Origin of the sequence: Salmonella sp. SA15303, assembly GCF_029962125.1 — a bacterium.
Classification (GTDB): Bacteria; Pseudomonadota; Gammaproteobacteria; order Enterobacterales; family Enterobacteriaceae; genus Salmonella; species Salmonella enterica.
Map to the genome: position 1 here is coordinate 2,909,795 of NZ_CP123924.1, position 21,398 is coordinate 2,931,192.

Below are 21,398 nucleotides of genomic sequence, written 5' to 3' on the forward strand. Positions count from 1 at the left end.
GCGTCCTTCCACTCCTTCGAAAACTGCTGCAGTTTGCTGGCGTTATCCTCCGTCAGGTCAATTTTTTTCAGCAACTCCGTACCAAGATACGTCTCCGTAATCAGTCCCTTAAAAAAATCCAGATACCCTTTCGCGTCATCCCCCGGACGTCCGGATGCCTCCGCAAATACTGATTTTCCAGCCAGATTTACACTGCGCACGTAAAACCAGGCATCATGCAGTGGTTTCAGTCCATCCTTTATCCAGAATGACCCGACGCCCAGATACTGTGCTTTTGACTGAATATCGGCGGCAGTCGCCAGTTGCGTGGCGGAGTACCAGAACTCATACTGCACACTGGCATCGTAGACAGTCTGGTGCGGCGTCACCGTTATCTGAAAATAACCCGGCGTCATCTCAATCGTGGATGGCGCTCCCGGTGCCTGAATACTGAATGCCACGGACGCCGGTTCACCCTGCTGCCCGTAACCGTTTATTGCCCTGACTGTCAGCGTGTAGTCACCCAGTGGCAGTTCGTGGAAGGCGTACTCCGTTTCGCTGGTCGTCGCCGTTGTCACCAGACGAACCGGATCGCCCTCGTTCCCACTGCCTGTGGTCAGCCTCACCACAAAACGCACATCTTTTACCACCCGCGGCGTGCCCCACTTCGCTTTGGCCTGATACAGGGTACTGTCGTTATCCGTGCTGACTGTCAGATGCTGCACAGCGGGCGGAATAATGCTGTTGGTGGTCCCCGGTAACGGGTCAAAGTGCGCCCCGTTGTCCACGATGGACTCTTTTTCCGGAACGTGCTGCAAGGCAGTGATGGCGTATGTGCCGTCGTCATTCTCCTTAATACGCACGCAACGGAAAAGGCGGCGCTTCAGGGAGGGCAGTTTCAGCCCCCAAATACTGTATGGCTGCACGGTTTCCGGCAGGACTTTCGTTACCACCCGATCCGGTGCGGGCTGCGACTGAATCTCCGTACTGAACGGCTTACCGTCAGGCCCGACAATATTCAGCGTGGTGGCGCCGCTTTCCGGTAGTGTTATTTCCCGGTCAAGCGTCAGCGTGCGGGTGGAAATATCCAGGTCAGTGATACGCCCACCGACCGACGCCCCGGCGTAATCGTTGTCGCAGACCTCAATAATATCGCCCGGTGTATGACGCAGACCTTCCGCACCGACAGAAAAATCCACGGTCTGCGTTTCCAGCAGCTCCGTCATCATCACCCACAACCCCGTCCGGTGCGCCTGTCCACGTGAGGTACAGCCGAACGCGTCCATTTTCAGCAGATTGCGTCCATAACGGGCCTGTGAGGCATGGTCTTCCACCAGCTCCGTGGAGGTTTGCCAGCCATTCAGCGGATCGGTGTATCTCACTTCTATCGCGTTATGGCGGTCTTTCAGGGCACTGAAGCTGTATTTAAAGCGCCCGCCCACCACGTTACCGTTGGTGTAGGTCCATGCTTTATCGGAGGGGCGGTCCTGGATGAAGGTCATTTTGCGGCCATTCCATACCGGCATACAACGCATCACCGAGCAGAAATCCGCCAGAACGTCATACGCCTTACGCTGGGTGGTAATATACGCATTAAGCGTCATGCGGGGTTCCGTGCCGCCAAATCCGTCCGGCACCGGTTGATCGCAGTACTGCGCGATGGCGTACAGCGCCCATTTATCCACATCCGCCCCCCCGATACGCCTGCCCAGCCCGTAACGGGGGTGGGTCAGTTTATCCATCGTGCACCACGCCGGGTTATTCGTGTACGCCGGTTTAAACGCCCCGTCCCACAGGCCGGTATATGTGCGGGTATCCGGGTCATAGTTTGAGGGGACCTGAAAAATACGTCCGCGCAGGTGGTAGTTACGCGTGACCTGCTGGCTGCCGAACTGTTCCGCATCCACCAGCAGACCGGCAACCGCTGTGCCAGGATAACCCTGCCGGATATCGATGATTTCCGTATACGACGACCACAGCGTTTTGTTCTGAAGCCTGTCGGTGGTGCTGTCCGGTGTCACCCTGACCATGCGGACACTGAACGGGCGCGGCGGTAAATTATCAGCCACTACCGATGCCAGATATTGTGTTGTGATCTTGCCGTTAATAGTGATATCAAATTCTGTGTTCCAGATCCCGCTACGCTGAAACTGTATCAGCAGATTCACGGAGGACGGGTTACGGTCCCCCTTGTCCGTGGTCTCCTGCAGCATCTGTACACCAAAGGTGAAGCGTAGCCGGTCGACATTCTCTGAGACAACAGTACGGGTAACGGGATTATCGTGTTTCACTTCCACACCCAGCACCGTTTCCGCGCCGGAAGCCTCAAAACCTTCCAGCGGTGCCTGTGGTGTCTCCCCCACCTGATATACCACGGTCACGCCGTGAATATTACTGTTACCGTCCGCGTCCACCACCGGCGTGTTATTAATCAGCACGCTCTGCAGACCGTTCACCGGGCCGACTATCGGTCCCTCACTGAGGGCATCAATCACGCTCAGTTGTTGTGTAGACTTCAGATCGTCCTTCGCCTCACGTGGTGTATGCCCCTTCCCTCCACCTTTGCTCATTCTCCTGGCTCCATAAATAACAAAACCGCCGTAATGGCGGTCATGTGTATCAGCTCATGTTGTCATGATTATCACTGCCGGATGACGACAGACGGTCTGGTAATCCCGCCGTCCTGCCGCGACGTGGTGTTTGCCTGTAACGGGGAGCCGATCACCACAACTTTTCCCGACGTGCTCTCATCCCGTGTACTCATCATCTGCGATATCACCCGTGACCCGATTTTCATTTCACCGTACAACACCGGCACCGGGTTCCCCTGGGCCACCATATTTTCCTGGGAAGAAAAGTACGTGTTCTGTTTCCCGTTATCTGTCTGACCCACCGTTGGTGTTTTGGGTACAGGTGTCAGCATCTGCGCCACACCACCCAGCGCCATACTGGTTCCTGCGGAAAACAATACTGCCGCCGCTACAGCATTCAGACCGGGAATAAATGACGCGCCAATCAGCGCTGCCCCGGCTACCACCTGCCAGATACCGTTTTTCGCTCCCGCCATACGCGGTACAATATGAACCACTGCCCCCGGCGGTAACGATTCGTTCAGTCTGGCAGTAAGGGTATCCGGCGCCATATCGCTCCCGGCAATCCGGACCTGATACCAGCCCTCATTCATTCGCTGCCGGAATCCGGGGAGTTGTATCGCCAGCGCATGTATGCCTTCCGCCGCTGTCTTTATGCTGAGGCTGATGCGCTTTCCAAATCGTTGTAAATCCCCGTAAAGGCAGATTCGCACCATTGCCGGTGCCGCCATATTGAGTGTGTCCGTCGTTGCCATTTGTCGTTATACCCCTCTCGTTTACTCAACTGCTCCGGAATATGGTGCAACAGTTCACCGTTGCCGCAGTAAATCGCCGCATGATTGGGCGTCGGTGAACCAAAACAGCAAATCAGCACGTCGCCGGGCTGCGCATCCTCCGGATTCACCCGGTAAAATCCCGCCGCCTCCAGGTGATCCAGATAGAGGCTTTTACCCTGACTCCACCAGTCATCTTCCCTATCGAAATCCGGCATATCAATCCCGGCCAGATGGTAGGCATCACGAAACAGCGTGTAGCAGTCCGTCACGCCATGCTCAAACTGCCGCCCGGTCAGGTGTGGCACGCAGCGGAATTTATGTATCCTGTTATCACGGACCAGCCACCAGTCCAGCCCGCTTTGTATCTGGAGGGTACGATCCGCACTGCTGAGACAGGGCTTACCGTCAGGATGGCTGTGTACCAGCGCCACGATGTCGCCGCGGTTCCGGGCATTCAGGTAATCCTCCGGGGATATACGAAAATACATCGTGGGTTCAGCAGACAGATTTTCACACGGAAAATACCGCTCTCCCTGTGCCGTTCTGACCACATAACCGCACGATTCCGCAGGCGCACACTGTCGGGCATGTGCCAGAATGTCATCGTTAATCATGGGAACCTGTTAAGACAGTTTGTTGATGGAAGCGAAAAATCCGGCATTCACCAGATTGTTACGCATTTCACAGCCTTTCATGCAGTGGCTGCATTTATCCTTTTTCGGGTCTGAGGTGGGCTTATCGAACTCATCGGCCACGGGCGGGCCGTCGTATCCGCAGTTTTCATCCCGGTAATCCCACGGACAGGAGTCCGCTAGCATGGTACGCCCCGGCACCACAGAACCGTCGGTTTCTGCCGGTGATGCCAGAATAATGGTAGCAGTTGATGAATCCAGTTCTGACAACTGCTCCACGTTATAGCGCGCTACCGCCTCCTGCTCCGGGTCAGCGCCCGGATTGCCGTTACTGAAATTCACCGCATCAAGAAACTTGCTGTAAACCTGATGCCTTACCACTGACGCGCCGACGAGACTTTGCAAATCCTCCGCCATCCCCGTGACCAGACCAAAGAGATTGGCAACAACGAGGTTCGGGCGGGGAGATGCGCCTTTCCCGTTCATCTCAAAATCCTGTACCTGTATCGGGTACGGTTCGTACTGCCTCCCCTGCCAGGTTAACGGCTCGCCTTTTTCGTTCGGTTCGTTACAGAAGAAAAAGCGCTCACCGCCAATCGCGGTTAAATCAAATTCCCACAAATCCACCTTCGCGGACTGCTCCGCTTTGGTGGTCTCGCTCAGGGTTTCCTGTGGTATATCCTGCATATATGAGAGATCCTTTATTATTTATCTTGCAAAAATATTCCTTCTTTTATTAATGGTATTTACGATACAACCAAAAAACGAGGTAACTAATGAAATACACAATATTGTCGCTGGTAGCTGGTGCGCTCATCAGTTGTTCAGCAATGGCAGAGAATACCCTGACTGTAAAGATGAACGATGCCCTGTCCAGCGGAACAGGAGAAAACATAGGTGAAATCACAGTTTCAGAGACACCTTACGGTCTGCTTTTCACTCCTCACCTAAATGGTCTTACGCCAGGAATTCACGGCTTCCATGTCCACACAAACCCAAGTTGTATGCCGGGAATGAAAGACGGTAAAGAGGTTCCGGCGCTCATGGCCGGAGGACATCTTGACCCCGAAAAAACCGGGAAACATCTTGGCCCATATAATGACAAAGGGCATTTGGGGGATCTGCCTGGACTGGTTGTCAATGCAGATGGTACAGCCACGTATCCGTTACTGGCACCACGCCTTAAATCACTGTCAGAACTGAAAGGTCACTCATTGATGATCCATAAAGGCGGTGACAATTACTCCGATAAACCTGCTCCACTGGGTGGTGGCGGTGCACGTTTTGCCTGTGGTGTCATTGAGAAATAACAGCAACATAGCCATATCGTCATAATTTCGTTTTACCCATAAAAAAGCCCTCTCACTGGAGGGCATTAAATCTGTATCGATGTTAAAGGTCAGAAGCTGTAACCTACGCCAAGCACCCAGGTTCCAGCTTTGACGTCACTGTCAGCATCAGTGGAAAAACTTGTATGCTCATAAGACGCATTAACGGCAATATTTTCAACCGGGTTAAGCTGAATACCTGCCCCATAAGCAAAGGCGGTTTTATTGTCAGAATTTCCCCAGTTATCCTTAATATGTCCGTTTGCTGCACCAATCATCACGTAAGCATTCAGATAGTCGTTAAAACGGTATGAAGGACCAACAAGAAGGGAGGTATAATCAGCATCACCTACCTTATACCCATAGTTATTAACATCAGCCGAGGTGTATGTAACTGAACCCATCGCCCCGAATCCACTGTCCAGATCTTCCCAGTTATATTTGATGTTGGCACCGTTCGCATTACCGGAAAGCCAGCCGCTTAAATCTGTGTAGGCATATCCAATTGAAACGGTATTTTTATACCCTGCTGCGTTAGCCACGCCGATGCTACCTAACGCCAGACCAACTAAAACCGCCACGGCAATCTTTTCCATAACATTTCCTTTTTTTGATTATTGACTGTGCGGGCTCAGTGAAACAGCAGCAGGTTAGAAAGTTCAATCATATTTATCGATCGTTTCGATCAAAAATACTAAGAAATAACCTGCTCAAATGTCGCGGTGAATGTTGTTTTCAGCAATCCCGCTTTCACACTCCATTTCCGGCAGACAACCTTAATCTGCCGGTATCCGTAAGGCGGAGTCCACAAAAACGCCTTCACACCGTTATGCTGTGACAAAAAGCCCTCCAGTGCCGGACCATCCTCCCGGTCAACGCGGATAGTCACACTGTATTTTTTCAGGTCATTATTGATCCCGGATGCACGCCGCTGCTCGTAGCCATCACCGAACCTCACCACCGACACCTGTGGTTCCGAATCCACCCCCATGTCCGGGTCAACTTTCCAGTGAAAGGTTTTCATCATCGATATGCCCCGCTCAGCCTGCCGCCGTCACGCCCCTGCTGCTGCACGAAATCAGCCGCCGCCTTTTTACCCAGATCATAAACCGCCTTCAGCGCCTGCGGCGTCAGTTCCGGCCCCGTGTTGCTGATTGCAATATGATACTGCGGTGCAAACATCGCCATCCCTCCGGAACCTGCTGCCACAACCCCCAGCTTACCGTCAGTACCGCGACGAAGCGGCAGTATAGCCTCCGGACCGGCCTCTCCCATTACTGCCGCCCCTCTGGCAAATGCAAAGAACGTCGGTCTGTTAACAATACTGCCGCTGTACTGACTGAGTCCTGCTGAGCGGTACACGCCGCCGTCCGCATTTGGAATGACCGACAGCGCCGCTGAACTGTATGCCCCGGATGGTGTACTTCCGCCTGCTGATGCGCCAAAGCCGAACATACCCAGTACTGAACCCAACAGTTTAGAAGCCGCAATACGTGCCTCCATTTTTGCCAGGTCAGCCAGGATGGAGACCGTCAGGCTCCGGAAACTGCCCTTTCCGGTCACGGAAAAATTCGCGATACTGTCCGCCATGCCGTTAAATGCGTTTGTGAAAACGTTCTCCGTCATGCCTGCCACGTTGCCCCCCTGCGCCAGAAAGTTATCCAGCGCCCGCGACGCGCCCTGCGTCCAGTCTCCCTGCGCAGCATCCACTTTCGCGTTATAATCCGCCCACTCAGCCAGTCGGCGATCGAGACTGGCCTGAAGTTCCTGCTCCGCCTGACGGTATTCGTCAGAACCGTATGTCCCTTTTGCCTTGCTGTCGCGCTTAAGCTGCTCCAGTTGTTCCTGGTAGTGCTGTTGAATTTTCAGATGCTCTTCGTACCGGCCACGTTGCTGATCGCCCATACCCATTGTGGCCAGCGCCAGTGCGTGCTGCTGCCTGACGCGGGATTCTTCGTCAGCGAGCTGGCTGGTTAATGTGAGCGTCTTTTTCTTCAGTTCATTAAAGGCATTCTGGTGTTGCAAATCCTGTTGTGAGATATCCAGCTTCTGTAGCGCAAGCGCTATTTCATCCTTATGTGCCAGTACGCTTTGTTCATCCGCCGTCAGTTTTTTACCGGACAAATCAGCGATGCGCTGCTGAAATGACAAAAGCTGCTTATGCGCTTCCGTCATTTTTTCGGTCGTGGAAAGCTTCGCGGCGGCAATCAGCCCTTCAGTCTGCGCCTGTTGCTGGCTGTACTGCAAAAGCAGTCGCCCGGCCTCGTCGTTGTGGTAAGCCTTTGGCTTTTCCTTCTGCCGTGCCATTGCTTTTTTATGGCGTTCGTTTTCACGCTCCAGCGCAGCATTGCGTACCGCAGCATCGGCATACTGCATGGCGGTAATGCGCGCCACCTCCCGTTGATGCCGCAGGGATTCAGTTTCATTATCCCGGTTCAGCGCGGCGTTCTGCTCGTTCCGACGTTTCTGCGTTTCCTGATAATTACGCTCTGCCTGCGCCTTCGCATCCAGCAGGTCCTTCTGGCGTTTCTGTTCCTGAAGTTCGTTCAGCTGCTGCTGATCGTATTCAGTCTGGGAGGAAGACACCGTCCAGGGCGTTTTTCTGCCGCGCGCGATTTTTTCCTGCAGTGTCGCGATCTTTTCATCGAGCGTGTCTTCCCGCCCGATATCCAGCATCCGATCCCATGCCCACTTCGCCGCATCACCGACAGCATTCCATGCTCTTTCAATCCAGCCCAGATTGTCGTGTACGTCCCCCATCCGCTTATTCATTTCTTCCGAATACGCAGACATGGCAATTTTCGCGGCATCAGCCACTCTTCCCTGCTCGCCCAGTACCCTGATTTGTTCAAGCTGGGTGGCTGTCAGAAAATGCAGTGTCCTGTCCAGTTCTTTCGCCGCATTCACCGGATCATCCCGCAGGCGTTTAAACTGGCGGATGGTTTCATCCACTGATTGTCCCACGTTTTCCTGCATTCTGGTCGCGGTACGGGATACCATTGCCACTGCCTGCCCGGTAAACGCTCCGCTACCGACCACCTGTGCCAGCACGCCTGCAGCATCGTGCTGCGTGACGCCATTTCCGGCGAGCGACTTCGCCATCGCATTAAGCTGGCCTGTGGTTTTTCCGGCATAACTCCCGGTCAGAATAAGCTGTTTATTGAACTCCTCACTTTCTTTCGCCCCCTCATAGTACGCCTTACCCAGTCCGTAAACCGCCGCAGCCACACCGCCAACCAGCCCGCCGAGCATCATGCCCTTCGGCGACATCAGTTGCTCAATCCACCCGGCCCGGTTGGCCAGCGTGATACCGGAACCGCGAAGGGCGCCAAAATTTCCCCGTGCCAGTTCACCAATCAGTACGCCTATCTCGCGGCGCGCCATTGCTGATTTCAGTCCCAGTGCATGAGTGGATTTTGTTGCGGTATCCAGTTTGCGGATATAGACATCGGCGGCACTGCTAACCCCCAGTTCAGCCGCCTTCACCCGCAGCAACTCAGTACGGGAGAGGCCCTGTACCGCCGTCTGCTCTTTCAGTCGACGTATAAACTGTGCTTTTTTCTGCGTGGCCAGCGCCTCCGCATCGGTAAGTTCGCGTGTCTTTGCAGCAGCTTCAGACACCAGCGCCAGATAATCGCCCTGTGAAATATCTCCGCGTCCTTTCGCCTGTCGTACCTGCGCCTGGATACGCTGTAACTCCTGCAGACCACCGCTTAACTGTTTTACACTGTCAATCTGACGGTAAAATGCCGCTGCGGCTGCATCCTGAGCCTGTGCAACCGCCGCTGCCTGCGCAGCTTCCGCCCTTAACTTCTGATTCAGGTCGACAGCCCTTTCTCTGGCCTCGTTCGCCTCACGCGCCAGTTGTGCCATAGCGTCACTCTGTGTGCGTGTGGCAACCTGTGATTGCGCCATAGCGGCACTGATACTTTTTGCCGATGCCGCCACACTTCTGGCGCTGGACTCCATACATCGCTTGATGCGTTTTTCAACGAGATCACTGCTGTCCACCAGCTTCCCCAGCCCGTTACTGGCAGTCTGAAGACCGGCGGCAACTTTAGCTGTATCAACATCCATGTTGATGACGATATCACCGACTTTCTGGCTCAAATCTCACTCCTCCCGGAATACCGACTGCCACTTCAAGCAGATCCTGCTCCGTCATGCTCTGTACCGCTCCGGGTAATGTCAGCAAACTGAAGTCCGCTGCATCGATTTCTTTCCCCGTCACCAGCATGAACACCTGCGCTTTCAGCGTGGAAAACTCCGCATCCAGCAGGGCATCACTGAAACTGTTTTCCCGAAAGAAATCAGCCCACTCACTAAGTTCAGTTGAACTCATTTCGTCCAGCATCCGGCGCCAGTCAGGCCGCCGGAACTCCCGGGCCAGTTGCCGGACAAAATGAAGCTCATTATTCAGGACTTTTCCGGCGTCATGTCCTCTGATTCATTACCTGAATCACTGGCGTTATCTTTCTTATCCGCAGACAGCCCGCTGAGCATCAGAACACTTTCTGCGCCTGCGTCCAGCGCCTCATACGACCACTTCGCCTGTACTGACTGATAAAGCGTGTCTGCATCCTGAGAAGAATCACCATTCAGAAGCGAGCGGGATACCAGCCAGGCATTAATTTCCAGTGCCATTTGCATATAAGCCACGCGCTTATCCGCTTCCGTCGCACCATCCATATCCGTGTCATATTTCGCAGTACGTTTCTGGATGAACTCCAGGTACTCAATACGTTGCAGGCCGGATAACTCGAACAATGCCACCGACGCATCCCCCCGGGTAAACGTCTCTTTCTTTAAAAACATGATTTATTCCTGAAAAAAATGCCCCAAAACAGGACGAGAGGTGGGTTATGCCTGAACAGTAATATCCGCAATAGCGGTAAAATTACCGTCTGTTGTCATGCCAATAATTTTCACTGTACCTGCCTTAACACCTTTTACAGTGGCAATATTTTCCGCCTGCGTGACGGTGGCTGTAGTCGGATCTGACGTTGCGATACGCAGTGATTTATCTGTCACGTTATCCGGTTTCACCGTGAACGTAACCGCTGTTGTGGCGCCGACCTTCACGGTGGCATTTGTCGGTTCCACTGTCAGTCCGGTAACACTAACCACTTCCGGTGCATCCTCTTCAGCCATGTACGGACGGCCCACACTGGTAATTTTTACTGTACGGGCGATCTCATCCTTACTCTGCACCGTTTTCCCCAGCGAGCTCACCCAGCCTCTGAACACATCAACAGTGCCGTTCGGATACTTGATCCGGAATCCGCGCTTCTGCCCGGTCGTGAACAGTTGAATAAGCTTTTTCTGTACGTCCTCACCTGGCTTCCACGCCAGCGTCACAGAAGTATCCCCGGCAGACTTCTGTCCCTGTGTGGTACTTTTCCAGTCAGCGTTCTCGTCATCAAGATAGTTATTATCTTCTGCATCTGCCGTCAGTTCTCCCGGCTGCAGGTCTTTTACGTTTGCCAGCCTCAGCCAGTTATTATCACTTAGCGGGCTGGCGAACGGATCACCCTCGCTGTTGTACATCCAGAATGTGGTATTTGCGCCTTTTACCGGCGCAAGTGGATTAGGAATTGTCGTGTCTGTCATTCTCTTTTCCTCTACATGGAATAGGTGATGTCGTAACTCAGATCGGCTGACCCCCACATCGCCATTTCATCGTCTCGCTGATAGTTATACCCCTGCGCCGACATTGTCCGGATGATGTCACCCAGTCCCGCCACGCTCCCCAGTGCCGGATACACCCTGTTCTCCATCTGTTCATCCAGGGCGCTGTCCGGTGCAGTGGCTTTCAGAAATACTTCCACATGTAGCACCGCGCTCCAGATATCACCGTCCACCTCAGTACCGGTATACTGAGCATCACTCAGGTACACCGCCACCGCAGGTAACTCATCCTCCTCCACCACGACCGGACGACCGTCAAAAAACGTGGTGGAGCCATCATCGGTCTTTTTTAATGCGGCAATAATGGCCTGCCGTACTGCACTGTGTCGGGTCATTTTTTAGTGAATCTCCTCAGTTCATAACTGATTTCATGCTTCAGCTCTTTGGGCATCTCCGTTTTCATCTGTAAAACAACCTGCGTGTTGAACGCATGGCGCAATGCATCAGCAACCGGGATTTTCACCACATTAAGTGGGTATCTTCCGGCACCGGAACGCTCAAATACCTGCCACCATCCGTTCGGAGCCTGCGCAATAAACCCCCGGTCAAAACGGTATTTTCCTATACGTAGCGGCTTACCTTTTCTCCCCCTCATCGGGGTTGATGGTGGCGAACTCAGTAACCTGATGGCAGTCAGCGGATCACAGTTCACATAAATGTTGGCAAAAGGCTTGTCCGCTCTGGCCAGCCTGACTCTGGCGCGACGTCTTACCGTTCTGACGGGAATACCCTGCCGTCGGTTGTCTCCGGCCACCACCAAAGCAGCAGCACTGCGAACTGACACGCTGACCACCCGTTTTGCCACCCGGTTAATGGCCCGAATTTTTGCCCGGGTCACATATCCACGATCAATTTCTTTAAGTACTGAAATGGCCTCTTTAAGCCCCTTTACCTCCATTGTTCTCCTCCAGAGTCAGTTGTGGCTTACCGTTAAAACGCCGGATACGGGTCACGGTAAACTCACTGCCCCGCAGTACCACCCTGTCTCCCCGGCGCGGGATAACGTTGCCTGAAAACACCACTACGTTTTTTCCGTTTCCTTCAACAGGCCCCAGTTCAGCCAGAAAATCAGACTCCACCACTATGCAGTCAGTCCCGTTGATGTTGACCTTCATGCCGAAGCGTTCTGCGATAAGTGCATCCATGCGCCTTTTCATCCCGTCAAAAAGGTCAGCCATTAATTTTTACCGGAACGGTTTCATCACCGTTTGCCGCTGGCGCCCATACCACCCCGACATACGGCAGGCTGCCGGTTGCATCCGTCTGAACCACGTTATCCTTCAGATACACTTTTTTCCCGACGGCAATATCCTCTGTTGTCAGTTTTGGTATGCTGAATACCCCTTCTGCGATGCCGGTTCCGGCGCTCCCGGCGGCAATATCGGTAACAGCCACAGCGAACATATCGCCGACCTGTACCAGATCTCCGCTCTTTAGTGACGTGGTCGCCACAATTTCAATCGTTTTGCCGTCTTCCACGTAATTCTTAGCCACGGTTATTCTCCTTTCCGGCACGCCGTGCCGGATTTCAGGTATAAAAAAAGCCCGTCAGGGCCGTATCGCTTAATGTCTGCTTTTAGTGGGTTATACGGTGCATTTCACCATACCGCGATAATCCACCGGCGCAACGCCCGCATCAATACGAACTTTCGTGGTTACGCCATCCACCGTGAATCCTTCCTGCTGGTCGATATACGGCTCATCCACGCCGTTAAGGTAAGCCACCTCAACGGTATCGCTGCCTTTTACTGCAGTAAGATAGAAAGTGGACTGACTGGCGTCATCAAGACGAGGCTCCGCGATCACCGTGGCGAAATCTTTCACCGGGTTAATGATCCCGGCGTTAATATCCGCCCCCTTGACACTGACAGATTTAATCACCTGATTTGACACAGACTCCAGCGCCGTCGGCACCAGTACAAATGCCGGACGGATATTGAGGTGGCGATCGCCCTCTTTCTGCATCCGCATTAGCTGGCGCGCTTTATCCAGGGACGCCACATCCATAACGGCTTTTTCAAGGACGTTTGCGTGTTTCGTCTTGTCAAACAGCGCCACATTATCACTGGACAGTTTCTGGTTACTGATGAGAACGTCATAAACCAGATCGGCAATGGTGGCTTTTGCCGCACGTCCCAGCTTCATCGGGACATCCGTCAGCATATTCATATCATCATTGATGATGGCCTGGCGGGTAATGCTGAACAGCTCCCCATAGGTGGCGAGCGCAATGGTCGCCTGTTTATCCCCTGTGGTGACGTATTTGTATTCCGCTCCTTCACGAACCTGACGCAGTGAACTGAATCCCCCCATACCCACACGGTGCGCAATCCTGAAATCAGACAACTGTCCTTTTTTGGTCCAGGCATCGAAGGTTTCCGGCGCTTCCTGCCAGCCCTGCAGAATGGACTTGTTTGCAACATCCAGCAGAATGTTACCGAAATCGGAGGTGCTGTGCGTAAATGCCATGCCGATCATCTGCATGGGATTCATGCTGGACACGCCTGTACCCCTCGCCACCAGCGAAATTCGCGCCAGTTCACGCAGGGTCATACAGTTGTACGGGTTATCCTTCTGCGCTTCTTCATAGCCTGCGCGGGCCATCACGGCAACGCGAACGGCGTCGCCGGTAATATTACCGTTTCCGGTATACATCCCGGCATGAAACTCTGCGCGATTCTGCGGACCATTCAGCTGGTTAGTCGGCGTAATACCTTTCGCCATCTCGGCCAACAGTCTGTCCTTCGCCATTTCCAGAGAGCAATCCACATCAGCAATGCACTCTGCCATCAGCGAGGCATAACGATCGCCGGAAAGTGAAAACACATTCTGAATGCCGGTGATACGGTTACGCTGTTCTTCCTGCAGGCGTGCGCGAATGGCATTTTCATCTACAGCCGGCGACTGAGCCTGCGACTGAATCTGTGACTCAGGGGCTTTTGCCTGTGGCTGCGGTTGCGCGCCTGCATTGCCCTGCGGGGCGATAATCATACCTTTAATGCTCTGTGGCATATGCTCAAACTCCTCAACACGTTTTGAATGAATACAGGCCATTGCTTTTACAGGCTGTATCAGTTTGTCGGCAAACCCTTCACTGACGCACTCCGCGCCGCTCATCCAGGTCTCCTTTGCCAGCATGGCAGCAATATCTTCAGGCGTTTTTCCAGTTTTTTCGGTATAGATGGGGATAATGACGCTTTCGATCTTGTCAAGCAGGTCAGCATATTCCCGGATATCCTCCGCCTCACCCCCCGCCACTCCGCGCGGCTTATGAATCATCATCATGGCGTTTTCCGGCATAATGATGGGATTACCTACCATCGCAATAGCGGATGCCATTGAGCAGGCCATTCCATCGATATACACCGTTTTTTGCGCCGGATGATTTTTCAGCAGGTTATAAATGGCTATTCCGTCCAGTACTGCTCCGCCAGGTGAATGAATATGCAGATTTATCCGGTTAATCTGTCCCAGTGCAGCCAGTTCTTCTGCAAACCAGCGAGCCGAAATTCCCCATCCACCAATCTCGTCATAAATGCGGACCTCCGCCGTGTTATTGACTGCAGCCCTGATGGAATACCAGCTATTACTGCTTCCCTCCCCGCGTTCGTTCCCTGTGGTCATCACCGGCGGCATTTTTATCGCCGCCACTGTTGTCTTCACTTCCGGCATTATCCTGTTCCCCCGGGTCATGTGCCGGGTCAGTATCAAATACCAGTCCCAGCTTACGGTTTTCGTCAATTTCCGCCTTACGGCGGCGTTTCACTTCAGCAGGTGCGCCGCCACGGGCACGCACCCAGTCACTCTCTGTTGCCGCCCCGCCGCGTATCAGCACCCGCCAGGCATTCGCCTCTTTCAGCGGATCTATCCACGGCATAACCGGACCGGAATACACGGCATTAAACAGGGTCCCCATGTCCGTGTCCGTCGGCACATCTATCACACCCGCCGTAATCGCCGTCGCCAGCCATCGCCGGTAAACCGGGCGACTGACGGCAGCAATAAAATTATCCTGTAGAATGGCGTATCCCTCCTGAGCCTCCACCAGCTCCTGACGCTGGGCGCTGTAGGTGCCGTCGTAGTTTCTGGCAATAGAAGAAAAACTTCCGCGTACACCTGCGGCAACCGCTCGCAGTTGCCCCATACGGAAAGACTCCAGGTTGGCATTTGGCCTGTCAGATTTGATGGTGCCGATATCCTCTCCCGGCAACAGGTCTTTCAGAATGGTGCCGGGTTCAATATCCAGATCGCGGTCTTTATCCGCATAATCTGGCGCGTCACCATCCTGTACCATTGCGTCACTGCGCCGGATAAACATGGCAAAAGCCGCCGAAATACGCGCGGCCAGCCTTTCACTGTCCTCATACTCCTTCAGATCCAGCAGCCGGATAATAACCGGCGCCAGCAGCGTGACGCCCCGCGCCTGATTCAGGCGACGGGTGAATTTAAGATGCAGCATATTTTCTGCATCGATAAGCTTGGTGGCCACCATAGCGGTGGCAAATCCCGGCCAGGATTTACAGACGATGTAACTTTTTGGCCTTTGCCAGTCGTTAAAATAGATCCCCTGAATCAGATTATTTGTACTGTCCGTCTGTTCCATCGGGACATAATCCGGTTCCATCGCCTCAAGCCAGAACGGTACGCCCGCCACCGGCTCAAGCCCCGGCATTTTTCCCGCCACCATCTGGGAGAACACCTCCCCGTCCCGCAACCATGTGCGTAACAAAAGGCGCTCCAGTACCGGGCGCGTATATTGTCCGGTCACGTCCGGCGACACGGACCACTCTGCCCATCTGGCGTGGATTTGTTCCGCCAGCGCGTTATTCAGCGTTCCGGCCACCGTCAGTGGTTGTGGCTCAACGATGATCCCCTTAGCCCCGATAACGCGCTCTTCCATCTTATCGAGCGCCCCCACCACCAGATCGTGATTGTTATCGAACCAGCGGGCCTGCTCCCGCAGGGACTTTCCGGCAATCTGGTTTAGTTGATTGGCGTTGCGGTTTTCACGCTTAATTTTATGTGTCCGGGTGGGTATTGCAGCCTCGTAAGCTTTTATTACTGCCCGCGATCGGAGTCTTGATACAGCCCATCCCGGCGACATCATGCTGATAGCTTTATCGATAAAATTCATGACAACCTCGCCCGGGTGAAAAGCCGTCGCGGATTATTTAACCGCTGTAACCTGTCTTCAATCTCGCGGCGCCCCTTCCTGATTTCCTCCAGGCTTTCCATTGTCATTGACTGACCGTTAAGCATGATGGACTTGCCTTTCAGTACAGCAAGCTCGGCCTCCAGATAGGCGTTGTACAACTCCTGTAGCCCTGCCCTGGTCATAACCACCCTCCTCCGGAACCACCGCCCCAGGCGGGTAAAATTTTTTTCTTCCTGGCTTTCACGGCTTTCTCTCCTCCTTCGTGTTGCTCCTGCTGGCGAACCTCAACAGGCTGCGTGGTTTTTGCGGCGTCTTTTTCCGGTAAGCGAGCCCATCCTGGTGGTTTTTCCCAGTTGATTCGCTCATAGCCACGGAGAATAGCCAGCGCGTGGGCGTAACACATCAGATCGAGCGCCTCGTTATTACCGCGTCCCGGTTTTTTCCACTTTCCGTCTGCGCTGCGCTCTTCATAGGTCAGTTCCTCGTAGAACCACGGCCCCAGCCAGTCAGGAAAATGAATGTAATTCGCCCCCGGCTCCTCACGCTCCAGTGCGGCAGCTACCCTGTCTTTCAGGGCATTGGTCTGTAACAGATACAACGGCACATCCCCCCTGGCTTTTGCCCGACGTTCTGAGCGTTCGGTGTTATCGGGATAGGTTTTGGTGATCAGCTTCTCGCGTCGGGTACTGTCTCCCTTGAACAGATAAACGCGCCCGGCAACGCCTTTTCGCTTACACCTTCGCCAGAACGCGTAGGCATTATCGGTAACACCGTCTTCACCACCTGAGTCCACCGCCATTGCCAGTACCGGCATAAACTGTTCAGGATCTGCCGCCAGCGGATACGTCTTTTCCAGCACATCCGTTCTCAGCAAATCCCAGTCTTCCGGTCTTGCAGCCGGATTGACAGGCTGGCTTTCGCCATCCTCATTCACTCTCAGGGAATAACGGATGTTGTAGCGGTCAATGATCCAGCGTTCACCATATGCGCCATAGCCCACTACCTGGACCACAAAGCGCCGCTTTTTACCGCCCTGTACGTCAACGGTTGCCACAATAAAACGCACCCCGTCAGGAACGGTACGTTTTGATACGTCCTCAGCGCGTGCCATCAGCGCGTCACCGCTGCGTGCCTCCAGCGAGCGACGGGACTGATAGGGTAATCCCCAGTCCGTATTGATGACGGCTTTCAGGGTTTCCTCGCTGCCGGTTCGTTCGTATTCCTCTTCGGCGGTCAGCAGCTTGTAAACCAGTTGCGCCCAGGTCTGATAAGCCGCCGCCGGTCCCTCCATCCAGAAACTGGCGATACGTGAGCGGCGGGCTTCGCCGGTAATATTGCCGTCGCGGTCAATGTGCTGACCTTCCCGCAACCAGACGCCACGATTATTCAGCTCACGCTTCTGCTGTGGTTCAGTCAACTTATGGCAGTGTGGGCACTGAATCCGCGCTGCTTCACTGGCCTCCATAGGGTCGGCAATATGGCGATAGCCGGTCATATTCGCCATTGATGGCTGACAATATTCGCCACAATGCGGACACGGCCAGTACCAGCGACGACGATCGCCACGGTTGTACAGGGAAAGTATTCCTGTGGTCGGCGGTGCTTCGTGCGGTGATGACGGTTTCCATCTGGTATCGGTAATTTCCCGCCCCGGCGAGCTCTCCACCAGTGTCATACCCAGCGACATAAACGTTGTGGTACGCTTCGACGCCAGCGAGAATGCATCCCCCTCACCATCAACATCTTCGGGGAACCGATCGTAGTCAGTCAGCGCCACACATTTAAAATCCGAAGACGAAAAAACATTGATTGATGGCCAGCCAATTTTCAGAAACGAGCCATCACGAAACGTTTTATCATGCACATTATTATCGTTACGGTGAGGGCTGAGTCTTCTTGCTATCGCCGGACTGTGGCGAAACATCTTTGCCAGACGCCGCTTTGAGTGCTCCTGCGCCTTGTCCTGAGTCATCTGAACCACCAGCATGTCAGACGGATCGCAGACAATATTGTAGGAAATCCAGCCGTCAATCAGCCCCAGCGTCTTACCGGTTCTTGCCGGGGCGACAAATACCACGGCATCGTAGCTGCGTGATGACAGGCAGTTCATGGCTTCCACCACATAGGGGGTCAGGGTGGATTCCCATGCCACAGAATTTCCCGCATCGCGTGGTACGCGCATATATTTTCTGACCGCATCCGATATTTTCATCCTGCGCGGCGGCCTGAACATCGATGAGATATCACATCCGGCAACAACGGCAGAGGCTAAACTATTCCTGCTCTTCCTCTTGCCCTTCGTCACCGTTGTCATCATCATCTCCGTTTATAGCATCCGCGCAGGCCTGGTATGTCATGCTGGCCAGATCTTCCCTGAGTTGATCAATAATTTTTTGCGTCATTTCCAGCGCATCAGGCGGCAATGCCGCATCCCTTTCCAGTAAGTCCGGCAGTATCTCCAGTGTCTTGACGACCGTTTTTGCCATGACAGCATAAACGCTCAGCACCTCGCTGGCCGGGATCAGAGTTCTCATCTCCTTTTCCAGCTCAATACGCGTCATTTCCGACTGAAACCATGCCCGTCGATCTGAGGGTTTCATCTTATTGGGGTCATTCTCCCCGGTAACAGCCGGCATCGTCATCATGGCGGTCAGAATATCCACCAGCCGGTAGATTTTCAGGTTACTACCGTTCCCACCTGAGGTTTTTACGCCCTTCAGCCTGCTGGCGATGGTCTGTCGGTGTGCACCAGTGATGGCCGAAAGCTGTGTGATGTTTAATTCGAGGCTTTTAATTTCCTGATCCACAGTCGTGCTCTTTTCCTGTATACGGTGAAAATGGCGTTCAGTGTCGAACAAAAAACGTACCACTTCGACACTGAAAACAGTAAATGTATTGATTTTTAAGGTTATTTTTCAGTGCTGACAGAGACTAAAAAATCAAAAATCAGCCGATTCCCGCGAGCCCGAAGCCACCCGTGGCGCCCCCTGCCCGGGAGTACCTTTTTAATACAGTCACCATTGGTTACTAGTTTTTCCTGCATTACCGTGGCATTGGGTGCGAATGTACGCCTGCGCCCCTTCCAGTTGCTTTTGCATCGTCTTCACTCGCTCTTTGAGGGCGAAATAATCCCGTTGAGCGGAGTCTGCCAGTCTGGGGCTGGCTGCATTATCCATGCGGGCGGTGGAGGTGGATTTACCTGTCGGCACTGCGGGGCATGTTGCGTTGACGTACAGGCGACGGCGGCCAGCGGCAACATCATCGCGCAAAGCATCATTCTCAGCTTTCGCATCGGCTAATTCCTTCGTGTATTTTTCATCGAGGGCGGCAACGTCACGCTGGCGCTTAGTCATGTCGGTAATTGTCGCGTTCGCCAGCGTCAGCCTATGAGTAACGGTATCGCGCTGCTCTTTGTAGGTGATGGCGTTATTTCGGTAGTGATTTGCCAGCCGACCGGCAACAATTAGCGAGACAAGCAACAGGCCAACAAACATCGTTTTCCAGTTGAACATCATGACAGGAACAGAGCACGCTCCGCCTCACGCCGACGGGTAAGCCCGTTCAGTACTTTGCCACCAGCCTTATTCCAGCGCAGGAACTCATCAGCGGCGCCAGCGTAATCACCAGAGTTTAGCTTCCGCAGCAGAGTTGATGAGGATAATGTCCGGGCGCCGAGGTTGTACGCGAACGACACCAGCGCATCAAACTGGCCTTGCGTCAACTTGACCTTAACCAGTCTGGACACATCATTTTCATAACCGACTAAACCAGTGTTAAGCAAGCGCTCGGCAGTAGCCTCGTCAATCATCATTCCGGGCTTAACTGGCTTACCGTCAACAGAGTGGGTCCAGCCATAACCAATCGTCCAGGGATCTCCCCCCGTTCCCGGGTCCGGATAAGCTGTCAGGCTACAACCTTCAAACTCTTTGATTAGGGTAATGCCTTTTTCACTGATTCTCATCATTAACCCCTGCACGTTTTTTGAGTGCGCTAATTGCGATTTCGCGCAGCTTGTCCACACCGACAAAGCCAATAATTCCGCCAACGAAAGGCGAAATGGAAACCGGCAGGCCTACCACATCAAGCGCACTGGTGACACATAAGGAAAGAGCGCCACACAGGACGCCCTCAAGCCATTTATTTTTACGGGTGGCGCCGTCGTATATCAGTCGGCCGTAGGCAATGAGTCCGGCCATTAACGCCCCAAGTATCTGGGGCCACGCATTTTTGAGTCCGGTCAAAACCGCAGCCCAGAATTCAGGAGTCTTGTCATTCATTTTCATAAGCCTCACCTCCGATGATTTCGGATGGTAACTAGAGTGAGTGAAATGGTTGGGTTGCAGGGTTTAATATCTTGTAAAACAGGATTGCCTGTGGTTGCAGAATCTGAAAGTAAAATCACGCAGAGTACAATTTTAATGGAGGTGAGGCACAAATACTGCAAATTTAGCTTTTAGTTTAATTGATTGCGTGCTGAGTGAATTCTGTTTGACAAAAACATGCTATTTATAGAATGTTAATTCCATGTAATAAAAAGGATGTGTAACTCATCATGCCAACGGGAATTAAACCAATATTTATCAATAATATGATGTCAACATATGGATTATCCCATCCTCATGACAGCAAGGTATTTCCAGACCTTCCAGAACACCAAGATAATCCTTCGCAATTACGCCTCCAACATGATGGTCTTGCTACCGATGATAAAGCCAGGCTGGAACCAATGTGTCTTGCTGAATACCTTATCTCTGGACCAGGAGGAATGGATCCTGATATCGAAATTGATGATGATACCTATGATGAATGCCGTGAGGTGCTATCACGCATACTTGAAGATGCATACACTCAAAGCGGGACATTCCGCAGACTGATGAATTATGCCTACGACCAGGAATTGCATGATGTAGAACAACGCTGGTTGCTGGGAGCCGGAGAAAACTTTGGTACTACCGTAACTGATGAGGACCTGGAGAGTTCAGAAGGCAGAAAAGTGATTGCCCTCAACCTGGATGATACAGACGATGATTCAATACCAGAGTACTATGAAAGTAATGATGGCCCACAACAATTTGATACAACACGCTCATTTATTCATGAAGTTGTACACGCGTTGACTCACCTTCAGGACAAAGAAGACAGTAATCCAAGAGGCCCGGTAGTCGAGTATACCAATATCATTTTAAAAGAGATGGGTCACACATCACCACCAAGAATCGCCTACGAATTTAGTAATTGACACTCATCAA

The 21,398-nt window shown here is 53.1% G+C and carries 23 protein-coding genes and 1 pseudogene; 2 read left to right on the forward strand and 22 right to left on the reverse strand.

The genetic code is table 11. From position 1 onward, the window contains the following. Positions 1-100: 100 nt before the first annotated feature. The 4 genes and pseudogenes from QEN31_RS14370 to QEN31_RS14385 form a co-directional block, all read right to left on the reverse strand. Positions 101-2,549 (reverse strand): annotated as a pseudogene (locus QEN31_RS14370) (host specificity protein J). A gap of 71 nt (positions 2,550-2,620) precedes the next feature. Then, positions 2,621-3,325, reverse strand: coding sequence for a tail assembly protein (locus QEN31_RS14375; protein ID WP_020867839.1), 705 nt, complete (start codon positions 3,323-3,325; stop codon positions 2,621-2,623). After that, positions 3,223-3,960: a C40 family peptidase gene (locus tag QEN31_RS14380; RefSeq protein ID WP_000606356.1), complete on the reverse strand. Its 738-nt coding sequence runs from the start codon at positions 3,958-3,960 to the stop codon at positions 3,223-3,225. Before QEN31_RS14380 ends, QEN31_RS14375 begins: the two co-directional genes overlap by 103 nt. A 9-nt stretch (positions 3,961-3,969) precedes the next feature. Beyond that, on the reverse strand, positions 3,970-4,665 hold the full coding sequence (locus QEN31_RS14385; protein WP_001152416.1) for a phage minor tail protein L: 696 nt from the start codon (positions 4,663-4,665) through the stop codon (positions 3,970-3,972). Positions 4,666-4,754: 89 nt separating this feature from the next. Between QEN31_RS14385 and sodC1 the strand changes: the two genes are divergently transcribed. Then, on the forward strand, positions 4,755-5,288 hold the full coding sequence (gene sodC1 / locus QEN31_RS14390; protein WP_000877926.1) for a superoxide dismutase [Cu-Zn] SodC1: 534 nt from the start codon (positions 4,755-4,757) through the stop codon (positions 5,286-5,288). An 89-nt stretch (positions 5,289-5,377) separates the two neighbouring features. Here the strand turns inward: sodC1 and QEN31_RS14395 are convergent, their stop codons facing one another. The 18 genes from QEN31_RS14395 to QEN31_RS14480 form a co-directional block, all read right to left on the reverse strand. Beyond that, positions 5,378-5,902 (reverse strand): Ail/Lom family outer membrane beta-barrel protein, encoded by a 525-nt coding sequence (locus QEN31_RS14395; protein WP_000410972.1) that lies wholly within the window; start codon positions 5,900-5,902, stop codon positions 5,378-5,380. A gap of 98 nt (positions 5,903-6,000) precedes the next feature. Continuing rightward, positions 6,001-6,333 carry a phage tail protein gene (locus QEN31_RS14400; protein ID WP_000978295.1) on the reverse strand — a complete coding sequence of 111 codons (333 nt, stop codon included), beginning with the start codon at positions 6,331-6,333 and terminating at the stop codon, positions 6,001-6,003. Continuing rightward, on the reverse strand, positions 6,330-9,317 hold the full coding sequence (locus QEN31_RS14405; RefSeq protein ID WP_065305406.1) for a phage tail tape measure protein: 2,988 nt from the start codon (positions 9,315-9,317) through the stop codon (positions 6,330-6,332). The genes QEN31_RS14400 and QEN31_RS14405 overlap by 4 nt, the downstream gene beginning before the upstream one ends. Before the next feature lie 79 nt (positions 9,318-9,396). After that, entirely contained in the window at positions 9,397-9,726 is a 330-nt protein-coding gene (locus tag QEN31_RS14410) for a phage tail assembly protein T (RefSeq protein WP_010989009.1), read from the reverse strand. Next, entirely contained in the window at positions 9,723-10,121 is a 399-nt protein-coding gene (gene gpG / locus QEN31_RS14415) for a phage tail assembly chaperone G (protein ID WP_000478858.1), read from the reverse strand. The genes QEN31_RS14410 and gpG overlap by 4 nt, the downstream gene beginning before the upstream one ends. Positions 10,122-10,166: 45 nt before the next feature. After that, positions 10,167-10,916, reverse strand: a complete 750-nt coding sequence (locus QEN31_RS14420) for a phage tail protein (protein WP_000132756.1) — start codon at positions 10,914-10,916, stop codon at positions 10,167-10,169. A gap of 11 nt (positions 10,917-10,927) precedes the next feature. Further along, on the reverse strand, positions 10,928-11,329 hold the full coding sequence (locus QEN31_RS14425) for a phage minor tail U family protein (RefSeq protein ID WP_000196703.1): 402 nt from the start codon (positions 11,327-11,329) through the stop codon (positions 10,928-10,930). Next, on the reverse strand, positions 11,326-11,892 hold the full coding sequence (locus QEN31_RS14430; RefSeq protein WP_000453192.1) for a phage tail protein: 567 nt from the start codon (positions 11,890-11,892) through the stop codon (positions 11,326-11,328). Before QEN31_RS14430 ends, QEN31_RS14425 begins: the two co-directional genes overlap by 4 nt. Next, positions 11,873-12,172: an ATP-binding protein gene (locus QEN31_RS14435; protein WP_000774239.1), complete on the reverse strand. Its 300-nt coding sequence runs from the start codon at positions 12,170-12,172 to the stop codon at positions 11,873-11,875. Before QEN31_RS14435 ends, QEN31_RS14430 begins: the two co-directional genes overlap by 20 nt. Beyond that, the gene (locus QEN31_RS14440) at positions 12,165-12,488 is read right to left on the reverse strand and encodes a DUF2190 family protein (protein WP_001107908.1); all 324 of its coding nucleotides are present in this window, start codon (positions 12,486-12,488) and stop codon (positions 12,165-12,167) included. The genes QEN31_RS14435 and QEN31_RS14440 overlap by 8 nt, the downstream gene beginning before the upstream one ends. A gap of 90 nt (positions 12,489-12,578) precedes the next feature. Beyond that, on the reverse strand, positions 12,579-14,657 hold the full coding sequence (locus tag QEN31_RS14445) for a ClpP-like prohead protease/major capsid protein fusion protein (RefSeq protein WP_077951213.1): 2,079 nt from the start codon (positions 14,655-14,657) through the stop codon (positions 12,579-12,581). Then, positions 14,581-16,128, reverse strand: coding sequence for a phage portal protein (locus tag QEN31_RS14450; RefSeq protein ID WP_001009204.1), 1,548 nt, complete (start codon positions 16,126-16,128; stop codon positions 14,581-14,583). The genes QEN31_RS14445 and QEN31_RS14450 overlap by 77 nt, the downstream gene beginning before the upstream one ends. Continuing rightward, complete coding sequence (locus tag QEN31_RS14455) at positions 16,125-16,331, reverse strand: hypothetical protein (protein ID WP_000196190.1); 207 nt, start codon at positions 16,329-16,331, stop codon at positions 16,125-16,127. The genes QEN31_RS14450 and QEN31_RS14455 overlap by 4 nt, the downstream gene beginning before the upstream one ends. Next, positions 16,328-18,466 carry a phage terminase large subunit family protein gene (locus tag QEN31_RS14460; protein WP_077951212.1) on the reverse strand — a complete coding sequence of 713 codons (2,139 nt, stop codon included), beginning with the start codon at positions 18,464-18,466 and terminating at the stop codon, positions 16,328-16,330. The genes QEN31_RS14455 and QEN31_RS14460 overlap by 4 nt, the downstream gene beginning before the upstream one ends. Next, positions 18,423-18,956 (reverse strand): DUF1441 family protein, encoded by a 534-nt coding sequence (locus QEN31_RS14465; RefSeq protein ID WP_000371784.1) that lies wholly within the window; start codon positions 18,954-18,956, stop codon positions 18,423-18,425. Before QEN31_RS14465 ends, QEN31_RS14460 begins: the two co-directional genes overlap by 44 nt. A 207-nt stretch (positions 18,957-19,163) precedes the next feature. Continuing rightward, positions 19,164-19,643 carry a lysis protein gene (locus QEN31_RS14470; protein WP_001541990.1) on the reverse strand — a complete coding sequence of 160 codons (480 nt, stop codon included), beginning with the start codon at positions 19,641-19,643 and terminating at the stop codon, positions 19,164-19,166. Positions 19,644-19,660: 17 nt separating this feature from the next. Next, on the reverse strand, positions 19,661-20,113 hold the full coding sequence (locus QEN31_RS14475; RefSeq protein WP_014343824.1) for a lysozyme: 453 nt from the start codon (positions 20,111-20,113) through the stop codon (positions 19,661-19,663). After that, entirely contained in the window at positions 20,097-20,426 is a 330-nt protein-coding gene (locus QEN31_RS14480) for a phage holin, lambda family (RefSeq protein WP_001574216.1), read from the reverse strand. Before QEN31_RS14480 ends, QEN31_RS14475 begins: the two co-directional genes overlap by 17 nt. A 275-nt stretch (positions 20,427-20,701) precedes the next feature. On the opposite strand from QEN31_RS14480, the gene gtgA reads away from it, so the two are divergent. Beyond that, positions 20,702-21,388, forward strand: coding sequence for a type III secretion system effector protease GtgA (gene gtgA / locus QEN31_RS14485; protein ID WP_001141973.1), 687 nt, complete (start codon positions 20,702-20,704; stop codon positions 21,386-21,388). Positions 21,389-21,398: the final 10 nt, after the last annotated feature.